The organism is Pseudoalteromonas sp. S1610, from assembly GCF_005887465.1.
Lineage (GTDB): Bacteria > Pseudomonadota > Gammaproteobacteria > Enterobacterales > Alteromonadaceae > Pseudoalteromonas > Pseudoalteromonas undina.
On record NZ_PNDI01000038.1, the window covers coordinates 28,007 to 46,405 of the forward strand.

An 18,399-nucleotide genomic window follows, 5' to 3' on the forward strand; every position below is an offset into this window, starting at 1 on the left:
CTGGCTAAAATAACAAATCTTAGGCCTGACAGCTAAGATAAAATGCGTTTTATTGCGCTAATTTTTGATTTTGCATTACAGTTATATGGTACTGACCGTTTTCAAGGATGAACGATGCAATTAACCTCACTCCCTAATTCACTCAGACCGCGAGAAAAGCTGCTAGCAAAAGGCGCTATGGCACTCTCTGATGCTGAGCTACTGGCTATATTTTTACGTACGGGTTTACCCGGTATGAATGCGATAGAGCTGGCACAACATCTGATCAATGAAAATAAAACCCTGCATAATTTGTTTAATGCCAGCATAGATGAGTTTTGTGCGCAAAAAGGGCTGGGTACAGCTAAATACGTACAGTTACAAGCGGTACTTGAGCTGAGTCAGCGTTATATGCAAGAAGGCTTTGTTCGCGATGCCGTTTTTAACTCCCCTCAAGCTGTTTACGACTATTTAACCCTGAAAATGCGAGGCCTGCAGCAGGAGGTGTTTATGGTGTTGTATCTTGATAGTCAAAATCGTTTATTAAAAGATGAAATTTTATTTTATGGTACGATTAACGCCGCCAGTGTGTATCCACGTGAAGTTGTTAAAGCGGCTTTAAAAAATAATGCAGCGACGGTTATTTTTTCACATAATCATCCCAGCGGTATTGCAGAGCCAAGTCAGGCCGATAAGCTAATTACCAATAAATTGTGCCAAGCGCTGCAATTAGTCGACATAAATGTATTGGATCATATTATTATTGGCGGTGAAAATTGTGTTTCGTTTGCCGAACGGGGACTTATTTAAGTTTATCGCTCGCAGATATGTGCTAAAAATGAGCGGTTTACTGTGTTTTGGCAAATTAGTTTAATTTAAATGCAGTTTTTACTTTCCCTAAGGGCATTCGATCTTTATAATTAGCCGCTATCAAATTTACACATGAGCTGGTTGGATAAGATCAGTATTTGATCTTTGCCTGTAAAAGCTGTATAAAGAGCGCCCTTCGATTTATCTCTAGGGCACAAATACATGGCCTTAGGGAAAATTAAGCTCGAGCGAAGTTATTGGAGATATATAGACATGTCTAAAGTATGTCAAGTTACAGGTAAGCGTCCAGCGGTTGGTAACCACCGTTCACACGCGAGAAACGCGACTAAACGTCGTTTCCTACCTAACCTACAAACACACCGTTTTTGGGTTGAAAGTGAAAAACGTTTTGTAACATTACGCACTACTACTAAAGGTATGCGTATTATCGATAAAAAAGGCATTGACACGGTTCTTACAGAAATCCGTGCTCGTGGCGAAAAAGTTTAAGGAACTGAATTATGCGCGATAAGATCCGTTTAGTTTCAACTGCTGGTACTGGTTTTTTCTACACTACCGACAAGAACAAGCGTAACATGCCTGAAAAAATGGAAATCAAAAAGTTCGATCCTAAGGCTCGTAAACATGTGATTTTCAAAGAAGCTAAAATCAAGTAATTTAGTTTTCTTTCAGAAATGTAAAAACCCAGCTTATGCTGGGTTTTTTGTTTTTAAAATCCACTCTATTATCCACCGACCATATACTCACCGTAATTGTGTCCATTTAATTAAACCGCTAACTGGCTTTTGTTAAGCACCATAGCTTATTTCTTTAATAACGGTATCAGTTGTTTGTAATACCAATCCGCAATAATACTTAATCATTTTACGGGGCTAAACGTGTCGCAACCTGCGTTAAAAAATTCTCGTTTAGAACAACTAAATAGCAAATTTTTTGCCTAGCTATCAACACGTTTTTCCAGCCTCAAAATAGACCACTTAATTAAGCGAATTGGTATAACCAAAGAAAACATAAAGAGTATTAAATGACTTTACGGGCTAAGCTGTTGGGTGTTGTGTATTTAGAGTGAGATTGTGCGGTGTATAAGCATGTCTGGAGAGGGAACGGGTGTTTACTATGGCTCGCTAGGGTATAAACTGTAAGTAGCCCTTAGGCTACTTACAGTGTGATTCTTATACTTTGAAGTTCTCTACTGATATTCTTAGTTCTTCGGCTAACTTAGCCACTTCTGAACTTGAAATATTCGTTTGTACAGCACCTTCTGCTGTTTGCTCGGCAATAGCAACAATAGACTCTAAGCGTTCACTGATCTCTTGTGATACTTGTTGTTGTTCTTGTGCTGCTGTTGATATCTCTTCACTGACATTGTGCGCTTGCGATACCGCAAGAGTAATTGAATCCAGTGCACTATTAGCTAAATCACTTTGCTCAACACACGAAACCGCGCGTTCTTTACCTTTTTCCATTGCCTTAACTGCTTCTTCAGCGCCCGACTGTAGTGATTCAATCATAGATTGAATTTCTTGTGTCGACTCTTGAGTTTTACTTGCAAGCGATCTTACTTCATCAGCTACCACAGCAAACCCTCGACCGTACTCGCCGGCACGCGCTGCCTCAATAGCCGCATTAAGTGCAAGTAAGTTAGTTTGCTCAGCGATACCACGAATAACGTCTAAAATACTACCAATTGAGGCGCTGTCTTTGTGTAGTTTATTAATAACACTTGATGCTTCATCAACTTCGTAAGCGAGTTGTTCAATGGTTGCTTTATTTTGATTTGAAATACCTTTAACGCGTTCAGCTTCTTTATCGGCATTTTTGATTTCGCCTAGTGCTTGTTGAGCACTGTTGCTCACTGTTTGAGAAGTACTGCTCATTTCAGTGGTTGCGGTTGCCGCTTGCTCTACTTGCGCTTGTTGATTACTAATCGCTTTGCTTGATTCACCGGTAATTGTTGAGGTTTGCTCAGAAGCGGCAGCAAGTTGTGTTGAACGCGAAATAATACCGGTAATTAAGCTGCGTAAGCTATCAATTAAGGTATTACAGCTTTTCGATAATTCACCAAATTCATCTTTTGCGCTGTCATCTAAGCGTTGAGTCATATCACCACTGGCAACAATATCTAGAATGCGGTTAACTTCAGCTAATGGCTTAGTAATACGGTTAACCGTAATAATGGCTACAAGCACAGCGATGATAGTCGCAATGATCATACCTATCCAAGTCCATAAATTAGCTGAGTTTACATCGCTGCGAACGCCTTCTTGCAAAGTAAATGCAACGCCGCTTGCTTGTAATACTAAGTCGTCAATTTGGCTAAGTGCTGTTTTAGTGGCTTTTTCCGATTCTTCTAATTCACGTTCAGTTGTGCTGATTGCATCAATAAGGCGTTTTTTATTCGCTGAAAGGCTATCGTTACCTAAGATATTGCTTTCAAGCGTATCTACGTAGCCTTTTAGGTCGTTAAACAAGCCGCTATGGCTTTGCTCTATCGCGGGTTGTATTAATGCAACAGTACGAACGACTTCTTCAAAATAATACACTTGTTCATTTTTAATAATATCGAGCGTGTTAAGCGTTTTAACAGTTAACATATCGGTGCTGCTGGTAACCACAGACATAAAGTTATTTTCAAGATTATTAGCTGCTTGGTAAGCACGCGGGTGGTTATCTTCTAAGCCATCAATATCAATAATATCAAGTACCATAGAGTTAGCGTCTTCAGCCGCGAGTTCAACAGTTTCTAATTGAGCTTTGAGCTTTTTATTAAGCACTAACTGAGTGTTTTTGTCTTTCAGCAGACTCTCTATAATGTTTAAAAAACTTAAGTAGGTTTTTTCAACGTCAAGGCTGCTCTTATTTAATTGTGGGTCATCTTTTACTACCTGTTGTAGTTCGCGATGTAACTTATCAAATAATTGTTTTTGTTCTTCTATTTGTGCTTTTATTGGCGCTAGCTCTTGAGCAGATGAAGTGTGAAAACTGGCTTGAGCAGCTTTACTCATCAAAATAAATTCAGCTTGTAATTGAGCGCTCTTGTTTAATGCCGGAAGCGATAGCTGATTAACTTTTTGAGTTGAACGATCTATATTTGCTATTTTTATTAAAGAGTTACCGCCAATAATTAAAAGTAATAAAGTGATAAATATAAAACCACCCCAAATACGTTGACTCACTGTTAGATTCATATGGTTTTCCATTCAAAAATACGTCTATTAAAACTTATCGGCGCTTTCAACAATAAGTTAAGTAATTAAAAATAATTAATTTTTACTGTTAATAGTTAGTTGCTAAATTTACCGTGAAACTTCATCACACACTAAGCATACATAATTCAACTATTCGACTATGGATATAAAATAATACAAGGCAATTCTCCTCGTCCTTAATTAGATTAAGGGAGTGTTGCTATTTTTTACACTTAGTTGTGAATGGTTTGTAATTATGCAATTTAACATGCACTCTTAAACTTAACAGATGTATTAACTTTTTTCAGTTTATTTAGACAAAAGTTGTGATTTTTCTGAAAATTTTTGTTTGCTTTGTAAATCTATTAAGGTCATTGAGCCGCCCCAGACGCAACCTGTGTCTAGAGCGTACAGGTGTTTGTAGGGAGTTTGACCTTCAAGGGCAGCCCAATGACCAAAAATAAGGTCATGTTGAGCGTTAACGATTTTAGGGTGAGAAAACCAAGGAACTAATGTGTGGCTATTGGCTGTTGCTTCTTTTGCATTAAAATCAAGCAAATTATCAGGCGTAATAAAGCGCATACGGGTGAAATAATTAACGATATAGCGAAACTTTGCAGCGTCATCGAGTTGCTCACTCCATGAAAGTGGGTGAGGCTGATACATGTTTTTTAAGAAGTATTGAGCGTTGTCAGCACCATAGCATTGCTGCGCAAATTGGGCATGCTGAATGGCTTGCTCGCATGACCAATCAGGATTAAGTCCTGCGTGAGAGATAAAACAATCATACTGCTCTAAATAAAGAGCTAAAGGCTGAGTTTGTAAAAACGCGATGTAGTCGGGGAGTTTACTGCTGTTGAGCAGTGTCGTTAGTTTGTCTTTAGGGTTGGGTGCAACATTGTTTAAATAACAGGCAATCATGTGTAAGTCATGATTGCCTAATGTGACGCTAACGCTGTCTTGATGTTGATAAATATAATCAAGGCACGCTTTGGAGTCTGGGCCGCGAGCAACAATATCACCTACTAGGTAGAGGTGGTCCTTGCTAGGGTTAAAGTCGACTTGCTTTAACAATAAACTAAATTCGTTAAAGCAGCCTTGTAAATCACCTATTGCGTAGTCAGCCATTAGTCGCTGTTTTAATCAATGTAAGATATTAGGGCAAGCTAAACGGAACACATTTATGGGTGCTTCAAACTCAGCACCAAACTCGTTTCGTAAAGTGTAATGCCCTTGCATGGTGCCTACGGGAGTATCTAATATTGCACCACTGGTGTATTTGTAACTTTCACCAGGGGCTATATCTGGGGTTTCACCCACCACACCTTCGCCTTGCACTTCTACTTCTTTACCGTTGGCATCGGTAATTAACCAATAGCGGCTAAGTAGTTTTGCACTACATAAACTGTGGTTTTTTATAGTAACGGAGTAAGCAAATACAAATTTATCAAGTTCAGGTTGCGATTGCTCTTCTACATAAAATGTTTCTACAGATACCTTTACAGGTGATCCCATATTACTGCTTGTTGTCATAAATCCAGTTAGCTATATCAATAAATTGTTGTAACGACAGGCTCTCAGCACGCAAGGTAATATCAATGCCAATGCTGGTTAACTCTTCAGCGGTTAAAAGGTTGCCTAGGCTGTTGCGAAGTGTTTTACGACGTTGATTAAACGCTTCTAAACAGACTGTATTTAATATTTTAACGCTCTTAGCTGTGCGCTGCTCTGCCTTTTTGGGGATTAAGCGAATAACCGCAGAATCTACTTTAGGTGCAGGTTTAAAGCACTCTGGTGGTACTTCTACTACAGGCATCGCATTACAGTAGTATTGAGTCATTACACTCAAGCGGCCAAAGGTTTTGCTGCCTGGGCCTGCAACCATGCGTTTTACCACTTCTTTTTGCAGCATAAAGTGCATGTGCTCAATATGATCGGCAAATTCAAAAAGGTGAAACAACAAAGGAGTAGAAATGTTGTACGGTAGGTTACCAAATACTTTTAGCTTTTTGTCGTCTTTAACTAGGCTTGCAAAATCAAACTTCATTGCATCGCCTTGGTTTACGGTTAATTTAGGCCCTAAAAAAGGGTGCTCAATTAAACGTTGGGCTAAATCTTTATCTAGCTCAACAACCGTTAAATGGCCACTTAAATCGGCTACAGGCTCAGTAATAGCGCCAAGGCCTGGGCCAATTTCGACTAAATTATCTTGCGGCTTGGGATCAATAGCGGTGACGATTTTATCGATGATTGATTCATCGAATAAAAAGTTTTGGCCAAAACGTTTACGGGCGCGGTGTCCTAAATGTACTTTATCGGTCATTGATTCTGTGCTTTTTCATGGGCGAGCTTAATTGCTTCGCGGATCGCTAATTCAAAACTGCCAACATCAGCATCGCCTGTACCGGCTAAATCAAGCGCAGTACCGTGGTCGACTGAAGTGCGGATAAATGGAAGGCCAAGAGTTATATTCACTGACTTACCAAATCCTTTGTATTTTAGCACAGGTAATCCCTGATCGTGATACATAGCCAGTACTGCATCGGCTTCATTTAGGTATTTATCTTGAAATAATGTATCTGCTGGTAAAGGACCGATTAAGTTCATCCCTTCAGCTCTTAGTATGTCAAGTGTAGGCGTTATCGTGTCGATTTCTTCGCGGCCTAAATGGCCATCTTCACCAGCGTGCGGGTTTAAGCCACAGACTAAAATACGCGGTTGCTCAATACCAAACTTGGTTTTTAAGTCATGATTAAGAATATTAGCCACTTTAACCAGTCGCTCTTGGGTAATAGCACGAGCAACATAAGCAAGCGGGATATGCGTTGTTACTAATGCAACTCGCAGCCCTTCGGTAGCCAATAACATAACAACATCAGCGGTGCCCGACTGTTGAGCAAAGTACTCAGTGTGGCCACTAAAAGAAATACCGGCTTGGTTAATAATACCTTTATGAACAGGGCCAGTAACAACGGCATCAAAAGTGCCGTCCATATTCTTCTCACTGGCGATACGCAGTGTGTCTAATACGTATTGACCGTTTGCGTCATTTAGCACACCCAGTTCAACTGACTCGGCTAAATCAATCTGTTTTATATATAAGCTGCCAGCAGCTGTAGGCATAGCTTCGGCGCTTTCATCAAATTCAATTAACTTAATGTTTAAACCTAAATGTTTAGCGCGCTGCTTTAGTAGCGATGCATCTGCAATCGCTACTAGCTGTGCATCCCAGCTGTGCTGTGCCAGTTTTAATAGCAAGTCAGGGCCAATGCCAGCAGGCTCACCAGGGGTTACCGCAATTCTTAAGGTCATAATTATTCGTCTGTTGGGAAAATTTCAACATGGGCTTGTTCGCGCATTTCTTGCTGCCAGTTAAAGCTTTCTTCTTTAAATTTACGATTAAACAACATGCCATGTGCACGATTACGTTTAGCTTGCTCGGTTTTATCAGCAACGCGTGTATCTAATAACTGTACAATGTGCCAACCATACTGGGTTCTAAATGGTTCGCTGATTTCGTTTTGATCAAGAGATAGTAATGTATCTCTAAACGCAGGTACGTAGGTAGTTGGATCAGTCCAGTCGTATTGTCCGCCTTTAAGTGCTGAGCCTGGATCTTGCGAGTGCTCTTTAGCTAGTTCTGCAAAGTCAGCATTTCCAGCACGTAAATCCTTAACAAATCCAGTTAGCATAGTGCGGGCTTTTTCTTCGCTTAAAATAATTGAAGGCTTGATAAGAATATGACGAGATTTAACTTCTGTGGTTTCTACTACTTGGCGACCACGTACGTCTTGCACCTTAATAATGTGAAAACCTGCGCCAGAGCGAAGCGGGCCAATAATCGCATCTTTCTTTTGACCTTTTACAGCTTCTGCAAATAAAGATGGCATTTCGTTAATGCCCATCCAGCCTAATTGACCTCCCTCAAGCGCTTTTGAGCCACTAGATGAAGAAATAGCAATACGCTTAAATTCTTGGCCGTCTTGCAGCAGTTCAATTACTTTGTCTGCGCGTGTTTTTGCAGAGCTTACGTCGTCTGCACTTGCCCCGCTTGGAATATCGATAAGAATATGACCAATATCGTATTCTTCGGCATTTTGGCCTTGGCTATCCATAATTTTTAGTAAGTTATCAATTTCTTGGTCGCTTACATATATACGGCGGTCTACGTTTGCACGCGTTACTTGTTGCGTGGTTATCTCTTTACGAATTTCTTCACGGTAAGCTTGAAAGCTCTCACCCGACGCTTCAATAGTTCGACGTAAATCAGCAATTGTACCGCCTTGCTCTTTGGCCATGTTGGCGAGTGTTTGGTCAAGCTGGCTATCTGAAATCTCTAAGCCCATGCGCTCAGCCATTTGCATCATTAGCGTTTGATTAACTAAGCGCTCAATTGCTTGTACGCGCAGTGTTTCGTCTTTTGGCAGCTGTTGATTTTGTTCTTCTGCTTGTTTTTTAACACGATCAACAATGGTATCTACTTCACTTTTTAAAATAACGCCTTGGTTTACAATACCAATCACTTTATCTATTTCGACTGGTGCGGCGAATACACTTTGGCATAAGCTAAACGTTAAAACTGCTGATGTTAATAATTTTTTTAAATTCATATTCTTTTTACTACTCTTACTAATAGTACTGTTGTAATGCTAAAGGCGACTAGATTGATATAGTTATTTGTAAATTTTTACTATACAAAATGCAGCTTAGTCATTAAGAAAATACGGCCTACGATAACCAAAAATACCTTGTTGTAATAATTTTTGAGCATCATAACGGCTTTTACTACCAAGCCCTTTTAATACAAAATTCAAACGAATGCTCGAATCAAAAGTAGCTTGGGGTTGCCCAATTGACTGATTTAAATCAGTTTCAATTTGGCGGTGGCCAGTAATTTGGAACGCCCAACAGCACGATTCATACTGTAATCCACTAAATACTTCAATACTGCGGTTATTATCAAGGTCGCGATGGTAACTTGCAATAAATTGCCATTCGTCACTAATAGGGATGCTTGTAAATAAGCCCGCTTGTTCGATTGTATTTCCTGAGACATCATTTGCATAGCGATGGTTCAATTGAACCAGCTGATTATCGTCACCTTTATAATCTAAGGTTAAATTTGACTGGATAATTTGCTTGCCATCCGTGTCGTACTGAATTCCACCCGACAAATACCAGCGGCGATGCCAATGTAACATGGTTTGCGCTGCAAACAAGGCATTGTAGTTACTGTCGCTATTCAGCCCTTGCTCTGTGGGCTTGGCTGAATCACTTAAATAAAATATTTGGCCAGCACTGAAGTTAAATACTTCTTCATTTTTATTATCAAATAAACGGGTGGTTGCCCCAAGCGTAAATTGATTTGCAGCGGCAATACGGTCAACACTTGAAAAACGCGCATCTCTAAATAAGCCAAAAAAGTCATCTTGTAATTTAGTGGTATCGTATAAGCCAATGTCAGACTGATCTTTGTTAGGCGTATATAAATACTGAATTTGTGGCTCTAAGGTTTGAGTACCATCGTCGATAAAAATTGAGGTATCACGCTCAAAGTTAAGCTGAGAATATAAGCGCACTTTTGGCAATGTGCGCGAAACATTATCGCTATACTGTGTACCCTGTAAATCACCGTCTTGTTTATAGTTAGTTTGCAATAAGCTCACTTCAGATAAAAACGACCAGGCATACTCTTTGTAATCAAAGCGTGCTTTAGGTTCTATATGCACGCGAGTTGCTTGATCAATAACCGCTGAGCTATTAGTAAAGTGGCTCAGCTCCCCTGAAACAGTAAAATCGAAGTAATCAATTTTCCACGGCGTAGTTTGTGTAAAGCTAACTTGCGGTAAGGCTGTATATGACTCTAAGTGGTCACCGAGTACTTCAAAGTTTTGTATTTTTATATCAGTACGCCACATCTCGCCCATGTGAGTTAGTGAGCCGGTACGATAAAGCTGAGTATCGGTTTTACTTGCATAAGTTGAGTTTAAATCAGTGAGGTAGTTATCATCACTGACATTGGTAATATCAAGACTGGCTCGCCAGTCTTCGCCTATATAGCTTTTTTGTTGCCAATGAAACAAAAAACGCTCGTCAAGCTCAGGTTCTGAGTCATCTTTATTTAAGTATTCGACAGCCACTAAACCTTGGTGTTCTGGAGTTAGATATCTAAATTCAGTTTGTAGCTGTAAACCTTTACGTGACATATAACGCGGCGTAATGGTTGCATCATAGTTTGGAGCAATATTCCAATAATAAGGCGTAATAGTCTCTAATCCATAACGATCTGAACTTGAAAAGCTGGGCGTTAATAAGCCTGACTTACGGCGCTCATCGAGTGGGAAAGTAAAATAAGGTAAATAGAGTACTGGCGTGTCTAAAATACGTAGCACCGCATTGTAGGTTTCACCCCAGCCTTCTTCTCGTGATAAATTAATTTCGTCGGCTTCAATAGCCCACACAGGCGTATTACCTGGGCAAGCAGTAAAGCTTGCATTCATCAGCATTAAGCCAGACTTGTCGATGGTGAGTTTTTCCGCGCCGCCTTTGCCTTGCTGTTGTGTTAGGCTGTATTGTGCGCCTAATAAGCTAAAGGCTGAGTTATTTAAATCGGCGTTTAAGCCCGCACTTTGAACTTTGCTCACATAATCGCGATAGGTAATAGGGCCGGTGGCATTGAGTAAGCCGCGTTGTTTATCAATCAGTGCTGATTGTGCGGACAAACTCATGTTAACGGTGTTAATATCAACATTACCAGTAAATTCAGCGCTTTGTGTGCCTAAAAGCTCAACGTCATCAGCGCTGATATCAACCGTTCCAAGCTCAAGGCCAGCTAGCGGTTGCCAAGCTCTGGTTTGCATTGAAGTGCCACAAAAGTTGTGTGTCAGTTCAGTTTCGGCAAGCGATGGTGCGCTCAGTACGCTTAGCATCAAAATGCCCCAGGTTTTGCTCATTTATCGACCTTTATGCTCTGTGATTAGTTACAAGCTATACATAATAAAGGAAAACAATAGCAAAGTAATTAGTGAAAAATAGATAGCTTATAAAATGACACGTTTTGAGAGTTTACAACAGTTTATTAATACTCACTTTAGTGAGCAATCCTGCGCGCTTAATGCAATAACCGCAGATGCCAGTTTTCGCCGTTATTATAGGTTAAGCGCTGAAAATAAAAGCTTTATTGTGATGGACTCAGATCCAAAAAAAGTTAACAACGTCCCTTATATTGCATTAAATAAGGTGTTTTCTGAGCAGGGGTTTTTATTACCATCCATTATTCATAGTGATGAGCAGCAAGGTTTTTTTATTTTAAGTGATTTGGGTAACACCCATTTAGCTGACTTGCTTGATGATGCCAATCGCAGCGAGCATTATCAGCAGCTGATCAGTTTAAGTGCCAAGTGGGCTAAAACGCCAAAAGCTCCGTCAATGAATCCGTATGACCATGACTTTATTGCACTTGAGCTGGATATTTTTAAAAATTGGTTAGTTAATGATTTTATTAGTACAGAGCTCAGCGCTGAGCAACAAAATATATGGCAAACAAGTGCTACGCTGCTAATCAATACACTGCTTGAACAACCCACAGTGACTATGCATCGCGATTACCACAGCCGTAATATTATGCACTGCGAGCAGCAATGGGCAATTATTGATTATCAAGACGCGGTACAAGGTCCGTTATGTTATGACTTAGTCTCGCTTTTAAGAGATTGTTATTTTAAATTGCCCAACGACGAGCTGACTCATTTACTTGAGTTTGGTTATGACGAATTTAAGCGCCAAAGTTTAATAACTAACGAGTCATTCGCACAATTTAAGTATTGGTTTGATTTAACCGGCTTGCAGCGCCATTTAAAAGCAGCGGGTATTTTTTGTCGCTTGTATTTACGGGATGGTAAAAAAGGTTACTTAGCGAATATACTACCGACACTAACTTATATTGTTGAAGTGGCGGCAGAGTACCCAGAGCTTAGTGATTTGTCTGATTGGGTAAAAAGTTACGTGGTGCCAAAGGTACAGCAGCGGTTAAAAGGAGAGTAATTATGAAGGCCATGATCTTAGCTGCAGGACGCGGTAAACGTATGATGCCGCTCACCGCACAGTTGCCAAAACCTATGTTATGTGTGGCAGGTAAACCGCTAATTGAGCATCATATTATGCGCTTAAAAACAGCTGGTATTACGCAGATTGTGATTAACCTCGCCTGGCAAGGAGACAAAATAAAAACCTACTTTGCAGATGGCAGTGCATGGGGTGTAAGTATTACCTATAGCCAGGAAGTAACTGGCGGGCTTGAAACTGCAGGCGGTATTATTCAAGCACTTCCTTTATTAGGTGAGTCATTTATTGTTATTAATGGTGATGTTTACAGCGACTACGATATTAGTGCATTAATGCAGCTGCATTTACAGCCAAAAGAAGCGCACATTGTATTGGTTGAAAATCCTGCGCATAACCCAGAAGGCGATTTTACCCTAAGCCACTTACCTAATAGTGAACAGCGCTATACTTTTTCTGGAATTGGCCGTTATCAGGCTGATTTCTTTGAAGGGCTGGCCCCAGGAATTCGCCCGTTAGGGCCTTTACTGCGTGAAAAAATAAATGAACATTTAGTCTCCACTGAACTCTATATTGGCCAATGGGACGATATAGGCACACCAGAGCGTTTATTGGCTCTTAACCAACAATTAGCACCATAAGCTAAATATAAAACACTAGAGGTAAGTTTTAAAATGTGGGGAAAAATTCTCGGTTTCTGTTTTGGTTTTATGTTTGGCAAAATATTTGGGGCTATTTTAGGCTTATACCTAGGTCATATGTTTGATAAAAGTCTAAAGAAAGACTTTGATCAGGCTGGCGGCTTCTCTAACCTTTTTAAAGGCGATGATGTTAACGAACGCCAAGCACTGTTTTTTTCTAGCTGCTTTGCAGTAATGGGGCATATTGCCAAGTCAAATGGGCGAATAAGCGAAACTCACATTAAAGCAGCTACGCTATTTATGGATGAAATGGGCTTAAAAGGCGAAGAACGCCGTGAAGCGCAGCAGGCATTTCAATCAGGTAAAGATAGCGACTTTTCTCTCAAAGACACGGTTTATGACTTTAAAGAACGTTTTGCTAAACGTTACGATTTACTGCAGTTATTTTTAGAAATTCAAATTCAAATGGCGTTTTCCGATGGCGTGCTTGCCGCGCAAGAAAAGCAATTACTGCAAGAAGTAAGCAAGCAGTTGGGGGTATCTAAAGCACACTTTGCCTTTGTACTAAAACGTTATCAAGCAGAGTTTAATTTTAGGCAGCAACAACAGCGCTTTAGGCAGCAGCAAAGTCAAAGTAGTAGTTACCGAGAAGGCTCAGGGCATCATGTACCGCCAAGTAATGATATGAACCGCTCGCAGGCATTGGCCTTGTTAGGGCTAAATAAAGATGCGTCGCAACGTGATATTAAAGTAGCGTACCGTAAGCTCATGGCTCAGCACCATCCTGATAAACTGGTATCGCAAGGTTTACCTAAGCACATGATGGAAGTGGCAGTTAAAAAAAGCCAAGATATTCAAGCCGCTTACGAGTATTTAAAAAAGGCGGCGTAAAAAGCCGTCTATTTCTTTGCTCAAGCGTGCATGTTGCTGCGGCGCGTCGCGCAATCCAAATAGCTGGCGCTGGCGGTAATCAAACTTTGCATTACGGTTAACCCAACGCTGACGGTTTTTAAGGTTCATTAAGATATCATTACTGTCTGTAGCAAAATAAATATCCAACAAAGCAGGGGTTACCAAGGATGTTATTTGGCTTAACTTGGCATTGCGTTTTGTATTAGGAAGGTAACTACTCAAACTAATGAAGGCGTTTATTTTTAAGTCTGCAAATTCAGCGTAGTGCTCCAACAACACCCCAGAACTGGTGCCTTGTGCAATAACAACAATATTGTCAGACTCCATTGCTGCCTGCTGATACAAGGCTTCGTAGCGAGCGAGCAGTTTTAACTTGTAGTTATCCACGACCTCGGTATTTACTTGCTCAACATAGTCGGCATGATGAGGCTGTTTTTGTGTGCTGGTGTCAGGCTCAGTATTTGCGTTGGCTGTTTCATTATTTGTGCCCACAGAATCATTAATCGTTTTTGCTGTGTCCTCTTGGGCTGCTTGCCAATCTATATCAGGAACTGTCATCGCATAAGAAGTGTACCCATGATTATTCAGCTCTTTACGCAAAAAGTTCATGCCGGAATTGTTTGTGGGCGTTGATTGCCAGTCAGGAATGAGTATGACCACCCCTCTAAAGTCGGCGCTCATATATTCACTGTATAAAGTTAAAAACTCAGTATCACCAGCTAAAATAGACTTTACTTCATCACTTTGGGCTAGGCGAGAGATATCCGCATCAATATTTTTTGAAAAGGGAGGAGGAGCGATATACTCAGCACTAAGCACTTGAAAACTGATTAATGCACAGCCAAGCGAAAGAGTAGTAATAATGACTTTAAATATCTGCGTAATAAACATAATAAGCTTTTAATTTAAATCTTATTTATGTATCGGCGTAGCACTCTTAAAGTTTAGCTATTTACTGCAAATAACTAAAAGATTAATCCGTATTAAAACTCGGGGTCAGCTTCAAACGTGAGTACTTGCTCTGTAACAGGATGCTTTAGCTGCAGCATTTGTGCATGCAGCTGTAATCGAGGTGCCGCAGCAAGTGCGTCTTTGTGGGCATATAAACGATCGCCTAAAATAGGGTGGCCTAAGCTTAGCATGTGTACTCGCAGCTGGTGGGAGCGCCCAGTAATAGGAGTAAGCTCTACACGGGTTGCCTGTGCTTCGCGCTTAAGCACTTTAAAATGAGTAAGCGAGGGCTTGCCATTGTCGTGATCAACCATTTGCTTAGGACGGTTCGGCCAATCACAAATAAGCGGTAAGTCAACTGAGCCCGTTTCACTTTCAAGTTGCCCATAAACTCGCGCAATGTAACGCTTTGCCGTTTCACGCTCTTGAAATTGCATACTTAAATGGCGGTGAGCGGCTTTGTTCATTGCCAAGCAAAGTATCCCTGAGGTAGCCATATCTAAACGGTGAACAATTTTAGCCGTAGGAAAAACACGGTTGACGCGATTAATTAAGCTATCGGCATGTTTTGGGTCTTTACCTGGTACGGTGAGTAACTCGCTAGGCTTATTTACAATAAGTAAATCATCGTCTTGAAACTGTATAGTTAAATACGGGCTCATAGGGGGATTGTAATTAACTAACACGGCAGACCTCAGTGATTTTGAAGTGCGCTATTTTAGTGGAGCGAGCGCAAAGGCTCAAGTAAAAAGCGCGATATAAATATCGCGCTTTTTCAATGCACACGTTAGTTGACCTTTAACTAACGACTGACAGCTATATCCTCTAGTGCGAAACCACAATTAAACGAATTGCATCGAGTTTTAACTGCGCTTTTTCAATATGTGCGGTTAGCTCATTGCGTTGTTTGTCGTAAAAAGTAATTTCTTCTTGGCGAATATTTGGGTTTATTTGTTTCAGTGCCTCTAAACGCTGTTGCTCTTCACTCAACGATGTTTGCATTTTAGCTAATGACTCTGCACGAATAACATCCAGCTTTTGTTGCGCCATGTCTTTTGCTGTGTTGATCATTGGATGAACCGCACTTTGTAATGCACCGGCTAATTTACTTGCTGTTTGGCGACCTACCGCAGATAACTGTTGATTAAAGCCATCAAAGCCAACGTTTTCGCCTAAGTTATTACTGCTCTTATCGAGTAAAATACGAATAGGCGTAGGCGGTAAAAAGCGGCCCACTTGCAGTACTTTTGGTGCCATCGCCTCGGCAACAAAGATTAGCTCAACAAAGAATGTTCCTGGTGGTAACTTTTTGTTTTTAAGTAACGCCACTGACGCACTACCAAAGTCATCATCGCAAATCATGTCCATAGTGCCTTGCACCATAGGGTGATCCCAACTGATAAAGTGCACATCTTCTTGCGAAAGAGCGGTATCACGGTCAAAGGTCACCGTCATGCCATCTTCTTTTAAAGCAGGGAATGACGCGTTAAGCATATGCTCAGTGGGTTTTAAAATAATGGTGTTTTCACCTTTATCTTCTTGGCTTACGCCAAAGGTGTCGAACACATTGATCATGTAACTTGGTAGCTCAAACTGATTATCGAGTTTTTCAATGTCAGCTACAAGTGAATCAGCAGCGCCTTGCCCTGATGAATGCAGTTCTAGTAGGCGATCTCGGCCACTTTCCATTTGCTTACGTAATACTGCATTCTTTTGTGCTACTTGCTCAAGCAATGGGTCTAGCTCATCTTCGTCACAATTATGAGCTGCAATATATTCAAGTAAGTCTTCGCTAAACTCTTTATATAATAACTGTCCTGTGGTTGAAGTGCTTTCAAATGCATCTAGGCCTTCGTTGTACCAACGTAATAACACTTCCTGTGCCGTATTTTCAAAGTAAGGCACATGAATGTTCACATCTTGTGTTTGTCCTATGCGGTCTAAGCGACCAATTCGTTGCTCAAGTAAATCTGGGTTGAGCGGTAAATCAAACAACACTAAATGATGTGAGAATTGGAAGTTACGGCCTTCTGAACCAATTTCAGAACACAATAATATTTGAGCATTATCGTATTCATCGGCAAAGAACGCCGCGGCGCGGTCTCGTTCAATTATCGACATGCCCTCGTGGAAAACCGAGGCTTTAATTGCTTCGCGTTCACGTAATATTTGCTCAAGGCTGATTGCGGTTTCGGCTTTAGCACAAATGAGTAATACTTTTTCACGTTTGAGAGTTTTTAGCGTTTCGATTAGCCAATCTACACGGGGGTCAAATAAACCCCAGCTGGCGCTTTCACCTTCAAACTCTTGAAATATTTTTTCAGGGAAAAGTGCACGTTGTGCACTGAGTTCAGCATTTTGAATGCCGCTCATATTACCTAGTACAGTCATTGCTGTTTTGTATTGCTTAGGTAAAGCCATAGGGTAGGCGTGTAATTTACGACTTGGGTAACCATCAATACCACTGCGACTATTTCTAAATAAGATGCGCCCAGTACCGTGACGGTCTAAAAGCATATTTAAAATTTCTTTACGTGCTTCAAGGTCGCCTTGTTGTGCTGTTTCAAGAATATCGGTGATATCCGTTTCTTTTAATAGCTCAATCAAGGTTGCTTTAGCGTTATCATCTAATGATTGCTCTTGCAGTAGTTGATTAGCAGCTTCGGCTATATCTTTGTAGTTTGCTTCTTCTTCTTTAAATACGTCGTAGTCGTAAAAGCGATCTGGGTCGAGCAGTTGTAAGCGTGCAAAGTGGCTACGATGACCCAGTTGGTCTGGCGTTGCTGTTAATAAAATTAGCCCCGGAATGTCTTGACTCAGCTCAGCCATACGTTGGTATTCGGCACTAGGTTTATTGTTGTTAATGCTTAAATGATGGGCTTCATCAATGACTAATAAGTCCCAGTCAGCCAACGTAGCTTGTTCAAACCAACGTTTTTTCTTAGTTAAAAACTCAAGGCTGGTAAGCACCAGTTGCTCGGTATCAAATACGTTAGGTGAATCAGCAAACGCTTCGTCGCAGCGCTCTTCATCAAAAATAGAAAAACGTAAATTAAAACGGCGTAGCATTTCTACTAACCATTGGTGCTGCAAGTTCTCAGGTACCACAATGAGCACACGGCTGGCGCGACCAGTAATAATTTGTTGGTGTAAAATCATGCCAGCTTCGATGGTTTTACCCAAACCTACTTCATCAGAAAGTAGTACACGTGGCGCAAAACGTTTACCTACTTCTTGGGCAATATAAAGCTGATGCGGAATAAGGTTGGCACGTTGGCCAATTAAACCTTTAATAGGTGACTGTTGGCGTTCAAATTGGTGTAACCAAGTTTGGTAGCGCAAAGTGTATCGATCAAAGCGGTCTACTTGGCCTGCAAATAAACGGTCTTGTGGTTTATTAAATTTAATAAAATGGTCTAAAAAGGTCTCTTTTAATTGTACTTTTTCACCGTTATCAATACGTTCACCGTGATAGCACAGTAATTCGCCTTGTACTTCAATTGACTCAACTTGTAATTCCCACTCCTCAACGCTTCGGATCACATCACCAGGATTAAATGCTACGCGGGTTACCGGAGCTTCTGCAGAAGAATAAACACGGTTTTCACCACTGGCAGGAAATAAAATGCTGACCTGGCGGCCATCAATGGCAACAACGGTGCCCAATCCTAAATCTGACTCTGTATCACTGATCCAACGCTGACCTAAGGAAAAATTCATGTATGTCTCGTCTATGAAGAAAAAGGCGGCTATGTTACCTGTTAGATAACACCACTGCAAGGCGCTATTTGCCTGACTTTTAATTAATTTTATAAGTGTGAATTATTCCTATCTAT

Annotated in this window: 16 protein-coding genes; 6 read left to right on the plus strand and 10 right to left on the minus strand. The window is 40.7% G+C overall.

Annotation, left to right across the window (positions count from 1 at the left end; translation table 11 throughout):
• The first annotated feature begins 114 nt into the window (after positions 1-114).
• From radC to rpmG, 3 genes are all read left to right on the plus strand, one after another.
• Positions 115-789, plus strand: a complete 675-nt coding sequence (radC, locus tag CWB77_RS13335) for a RadC family protein (protein WP_138623112.1) — start codon at positions 115-117, stop codon at positions 787-789.
• A 273-nt stretch (positions 790-1,062) separates the two neighbouring features.
• A complete protein-coding gene (gene rpmB / locus CWB77_RS13340; protein WP_008464111.1) occupies positions 1,063-1,299 on the plus strand; it encodes a 50S ribosomal protein L28 in 237 nt (78 codons plus the stop codon).
• Between the two features lie 11 nt (positions 1,300-1,310).
• The gene (rpmG, locus tag CWB77_RS13345) at positions 1,311-1,466 is read left to right on the plus strand and encodes a 50S ribosomal protein L33 (RefSeq protein ID WP_004587947.1); all 156 of its coding nucleotides are present in this window, start codon (positions 1,311-1,313) and stop codon (positions 1,464-1,466) included.
• A gap of 516 nt (positions 1,467-1,982) precedes the next feature.
• On the opposite strand, the gene CWB77_RS13350 is transcribed toward rpmG, so the two are convergent.
• The 7 genes from CWB77_RS13350 to lptD all read right to left on the minus strand — a co-directional run bounded on the left by CWB77_RS13350 (position 1,983) and on the right by lptD (position 10,951).
• Positions 1,983-3,998, minus strand: a complete 2,016-nt coding sequence (locus CWB77_RS13350; protein WP_138623115.1) for a methyl-accepting chemotaxis protein — start codon at positions 3,996-3,998, stop codon at positions 1,983-1,985.
• Positions 3,999-4,307: 309 nt separating this feature from the next.
• On the minus strand, positions 4,308-5,126 hold the full coding sequence (locus CWB77_RS13355; protein ID WP_138623117.1) for a symmetrical bis(5'-nucleosyl)-tetraphosphatase: 819 nt from the start codon (positions 5,124-5,126) through the stop codon (positions 4,308-4,310).
• 15 nt (positions 5,127-5,141) lie between these two features.
• Positions 5,142-5,531, minus strand: a complete 390-nt coding sequence (gene apaG, locus CWB77_RS13360; RefSeq protein WP_041709470.1) for a Co2+/Mg2+ efflux facilitator ApaG/CorD — start codon at positions 5,529-5,531, stop codon at positions 5,142-5,144.
• Complete coding sequence (rsmA, locus tag CWB77_RS13365) at positions 5,515-6,321, minus strand: 16S rRNA (adenine(1518)-N(6)/adenine(1519)-N(6))-dimethyltransferase RsmA (protein WP_010391631.1); 807 nt, start codon at positions 6,319-6,321, stop codon at positions 5,515-5,517. Before rsmA ends, apaG begins: the two co-directional genes overlap by 17 nt.
• Positions 6,318-7,310 (minus strand): 4-hydroxythreonine-4-phosphate dehydrogenase PdxA, encoded by a 993-nt coding sequence (gene pdxA, locus CWB77_RS13370; protein ID WP_033103982.1) that lies wholly within the window; start codon positions 7,308-7,310, stop codon positions 6,318-6,320. Before pdxA ends, rsmA begins: the two co-directional genes overlap by 4 nt.
• A gap of 2 nt (positions 7,311-7,312) precedes the next feature.
• Complete coding sequence (gene surA / locus CWB77_RS13375; RefSeq protein WP_138623119.1) at positions 7,313-8,608, minus strand: peptidylprolyl isomerase SurA; 1,296 nt, start codon at positions 8,606-8,608, stop codon at positions 7,313-7,315.
• Positions 8,609-8,704: 96 nt separating this feature from the next.
• On the minus strand, positions 8,705-10,951 hold the full coding sequence (gene lptD, locus CWB77_RS13380; protein WP_138623121.1) for an LPS assembly protein LptD: 2,247 nt from the start codon (positions 10,949-10,951) through the stop codon (positions 8,705-8,707).
• A gap of 94 nt (positions 10,952-11,045) precedes the next feature.
• Here lptD and CWB77_RS13385 point away from each other — a divergent pair, with 94 nt between their 5' ends.
• Genes CWB77_RS13385 through djlA form a run of 3 tightly spaced genes read left to right on the plus strand, consistent with a single transcriptional unit; the run spans position 11,046 to position 13,591 of the window.
• A complete protein-coding gene (locus tag CWB77_RS13385; RefSeq protein ID WP_138623123.1) occupies positions 11,046-12,041 on the plus strand; it encodes an aminoglycoside phosphotransferase family protein in 996 nt (331 codons plus the stop codon).
• A gap of 2 nt (positions 12,042-12,043) precedes the next feature.
• On the plus strand, positions 12,044-12,700 hold the full coding sequence (gene murU, locus CWB77_RS13390) for an N-acetylmuramate alpha-1-phosphate uridylyltransferase MurU (protein WP_138623125.1): 657 nt from the start codon (positions 12,044-12,046) through the stop codon (positions 12,698-12,700).
• Between the two features lie 33 nt (positions 12,701-12,733).
• A complete protein-coding gene (gene djlA, locus CWB77_RS13395) occupies positions 12,734-13,591 on the plus strand; it encodes a co-chaperone DjlA (protein WP_010391624.1) in 858 nt (285 codons plus the stop codon).
• Here the strand turns inward: djlA and CWB77_RS13400 are convergent.
• The 3 genes from CWB77_RS13400 to rapA all read right to left on the minus strand — a co-directional run bounded on the left by CWB77_RS13400 (position 13,574) and on the right by rapA (position 18,283).
• Positions 13,574-14,503 carry a DUF3530 family protein gene (locus CWB77_RS13400; RefSeq protein WP_138623127.1) on the minus strand — a complete coding sequence of 310 codons (930 nt, stop codon included), beginning with the start codon at positions 14,501-14,503 and terminating at the stop codon, positions 13,574-13,576. The genes djlA and CWB77_RS13400 overlap by 18 nt on opposite strands.
• A gap of 92 nt (positions 14,504-14,595) precedes the next feature.
• Positions 14,596-15,249: a bifunctional tRNA pseudouridine(32) synthase/23S rRNA pseudouridine(746) synthase RluA gene (gene rluA / locus CWB77_RS13405; RefSeq protein WP_138623128.1), complete on the minus strand. Its 654-nt coding sequence runs from the start codon at positions 15,247-15,249 to the stop codon at positions 14,596-14,598.
• Positions 15,250-15,388: 139 nt separating this feature from the next.
• Entirely contained in the window at positions 15,389-18,283 is a 2,895-nt protein-coding gene (gene rapA, locus CWB77_RS13410; RefSeq protein WP_138623130.1) for an RNA polymerase-associated protein RapA, read from the minus strand.
• Positions 18,284-18,399 lie beyond the last annotated feature (116 nt).

Excerpts from the sequence above, each read along its gene's own strand:
- CWB77_RS13355 (WP_138623117.1), bottom strand. The coding sequence starts at position 5,126 with ATGGCTGACTACGCAATAGGTGATTTACAAGGCTGCTTTAACGAATTT.
- rpmB (WP_008464111.1), top strand. The coding sequence starts at position 1,063 with ATGTCTAAAGTATGTCAAGTTACAGGTAAGCGTCCAGCGGTTGGTAAC.
- lptD (WP_138623121.1), bottom strand. The coding sequence starts at position 10,951 with ATGAGCAAAACCTGGGGCATTTTGATGCTAAGCGTACTGAGCGCACCA.
- pdxA (WP_033103982.1), bottom strand. The coding sequence starts at position 7,310 with ATGACCTTAAGAATTGCGGTAACCCCTGGTGAGCCTGCTGGCATTGGC.
- CWB77_RS13350 (WP_138623115.1), bottom strand. The coding sequence starts at position 3,998 with ATGAATCTAACAGTGAGTCAACGTATTTGGGGTGGTTTTATATTTATC.
- radC (WP_138623112.1), top strand. The coding sequence starts at position 115 with ATGCAATTAACCTCACTCCCTAATTCACTCAGACCGCGAGAAAAGCTG.
- rsmA (WP_010391631.1), bottom strand. The coding sequence starts at position 6,321 with ATGACCGATAAAGTACATTTAGGACACCGCGCCCGTAAACGTTTTGGC.
- CWB77_RS13400 (WP_138623127.1), bottom strand. The coding sequence starts at position 14,503 with ATGTTTATTACGCAGATATTTAAAGTCATTATTACTACTCTTTCGCTT.
- apaG (WP_041709470.1), bottom strand. The coding sequence starts at position 5,531 with ATGACAACAAGCAGTAATATGGGATCACCTGTAAAGGTATCTGTAGAA.
- murU (WP_138623125.1), top strand. The coding sequence starts at position 12,044 with ATGAAGGCCATGATCTTAGCTGCAGGACGCGGTAAACGTATGATGCCG.
- djlA (WP_010391624.1), top strand. The coding sequence starts at position 12,734 with ATGTGGGGAAAAATTCTCGGTTTCTGTTTTGGTTTTATGTTTGGCAAA.
- CWB77_RS13385 (WP_138623123.1), top strand. The coding sequence starts at position 11,046 with ATGACACGTTTTGAGAGTTTACAACAGTTTATTAATACTCACTTTAGT.
- rapA (WP_138623130.1), bottom strand. The coding sequence starts at position 18,283 with ATGAATTTTTCCTTAGGTCAGCGTTGGATCAGTGATACAGAGTCAGAT.
- surA (WP_138623119.1), bottom strand. The coding sequence starts at position 8,608 with ATGAATTTAAAAAAATTATTAACATCAGCAGTTTTAACGTTTAGCTTA.
- rpmG (WP_004587947.1), top strand. The coding sequence starts at position 1,311 with ATGCGCGATAAGATCCGTTTAGTTTCAACTGCTGGTACTGGTTTTTTC.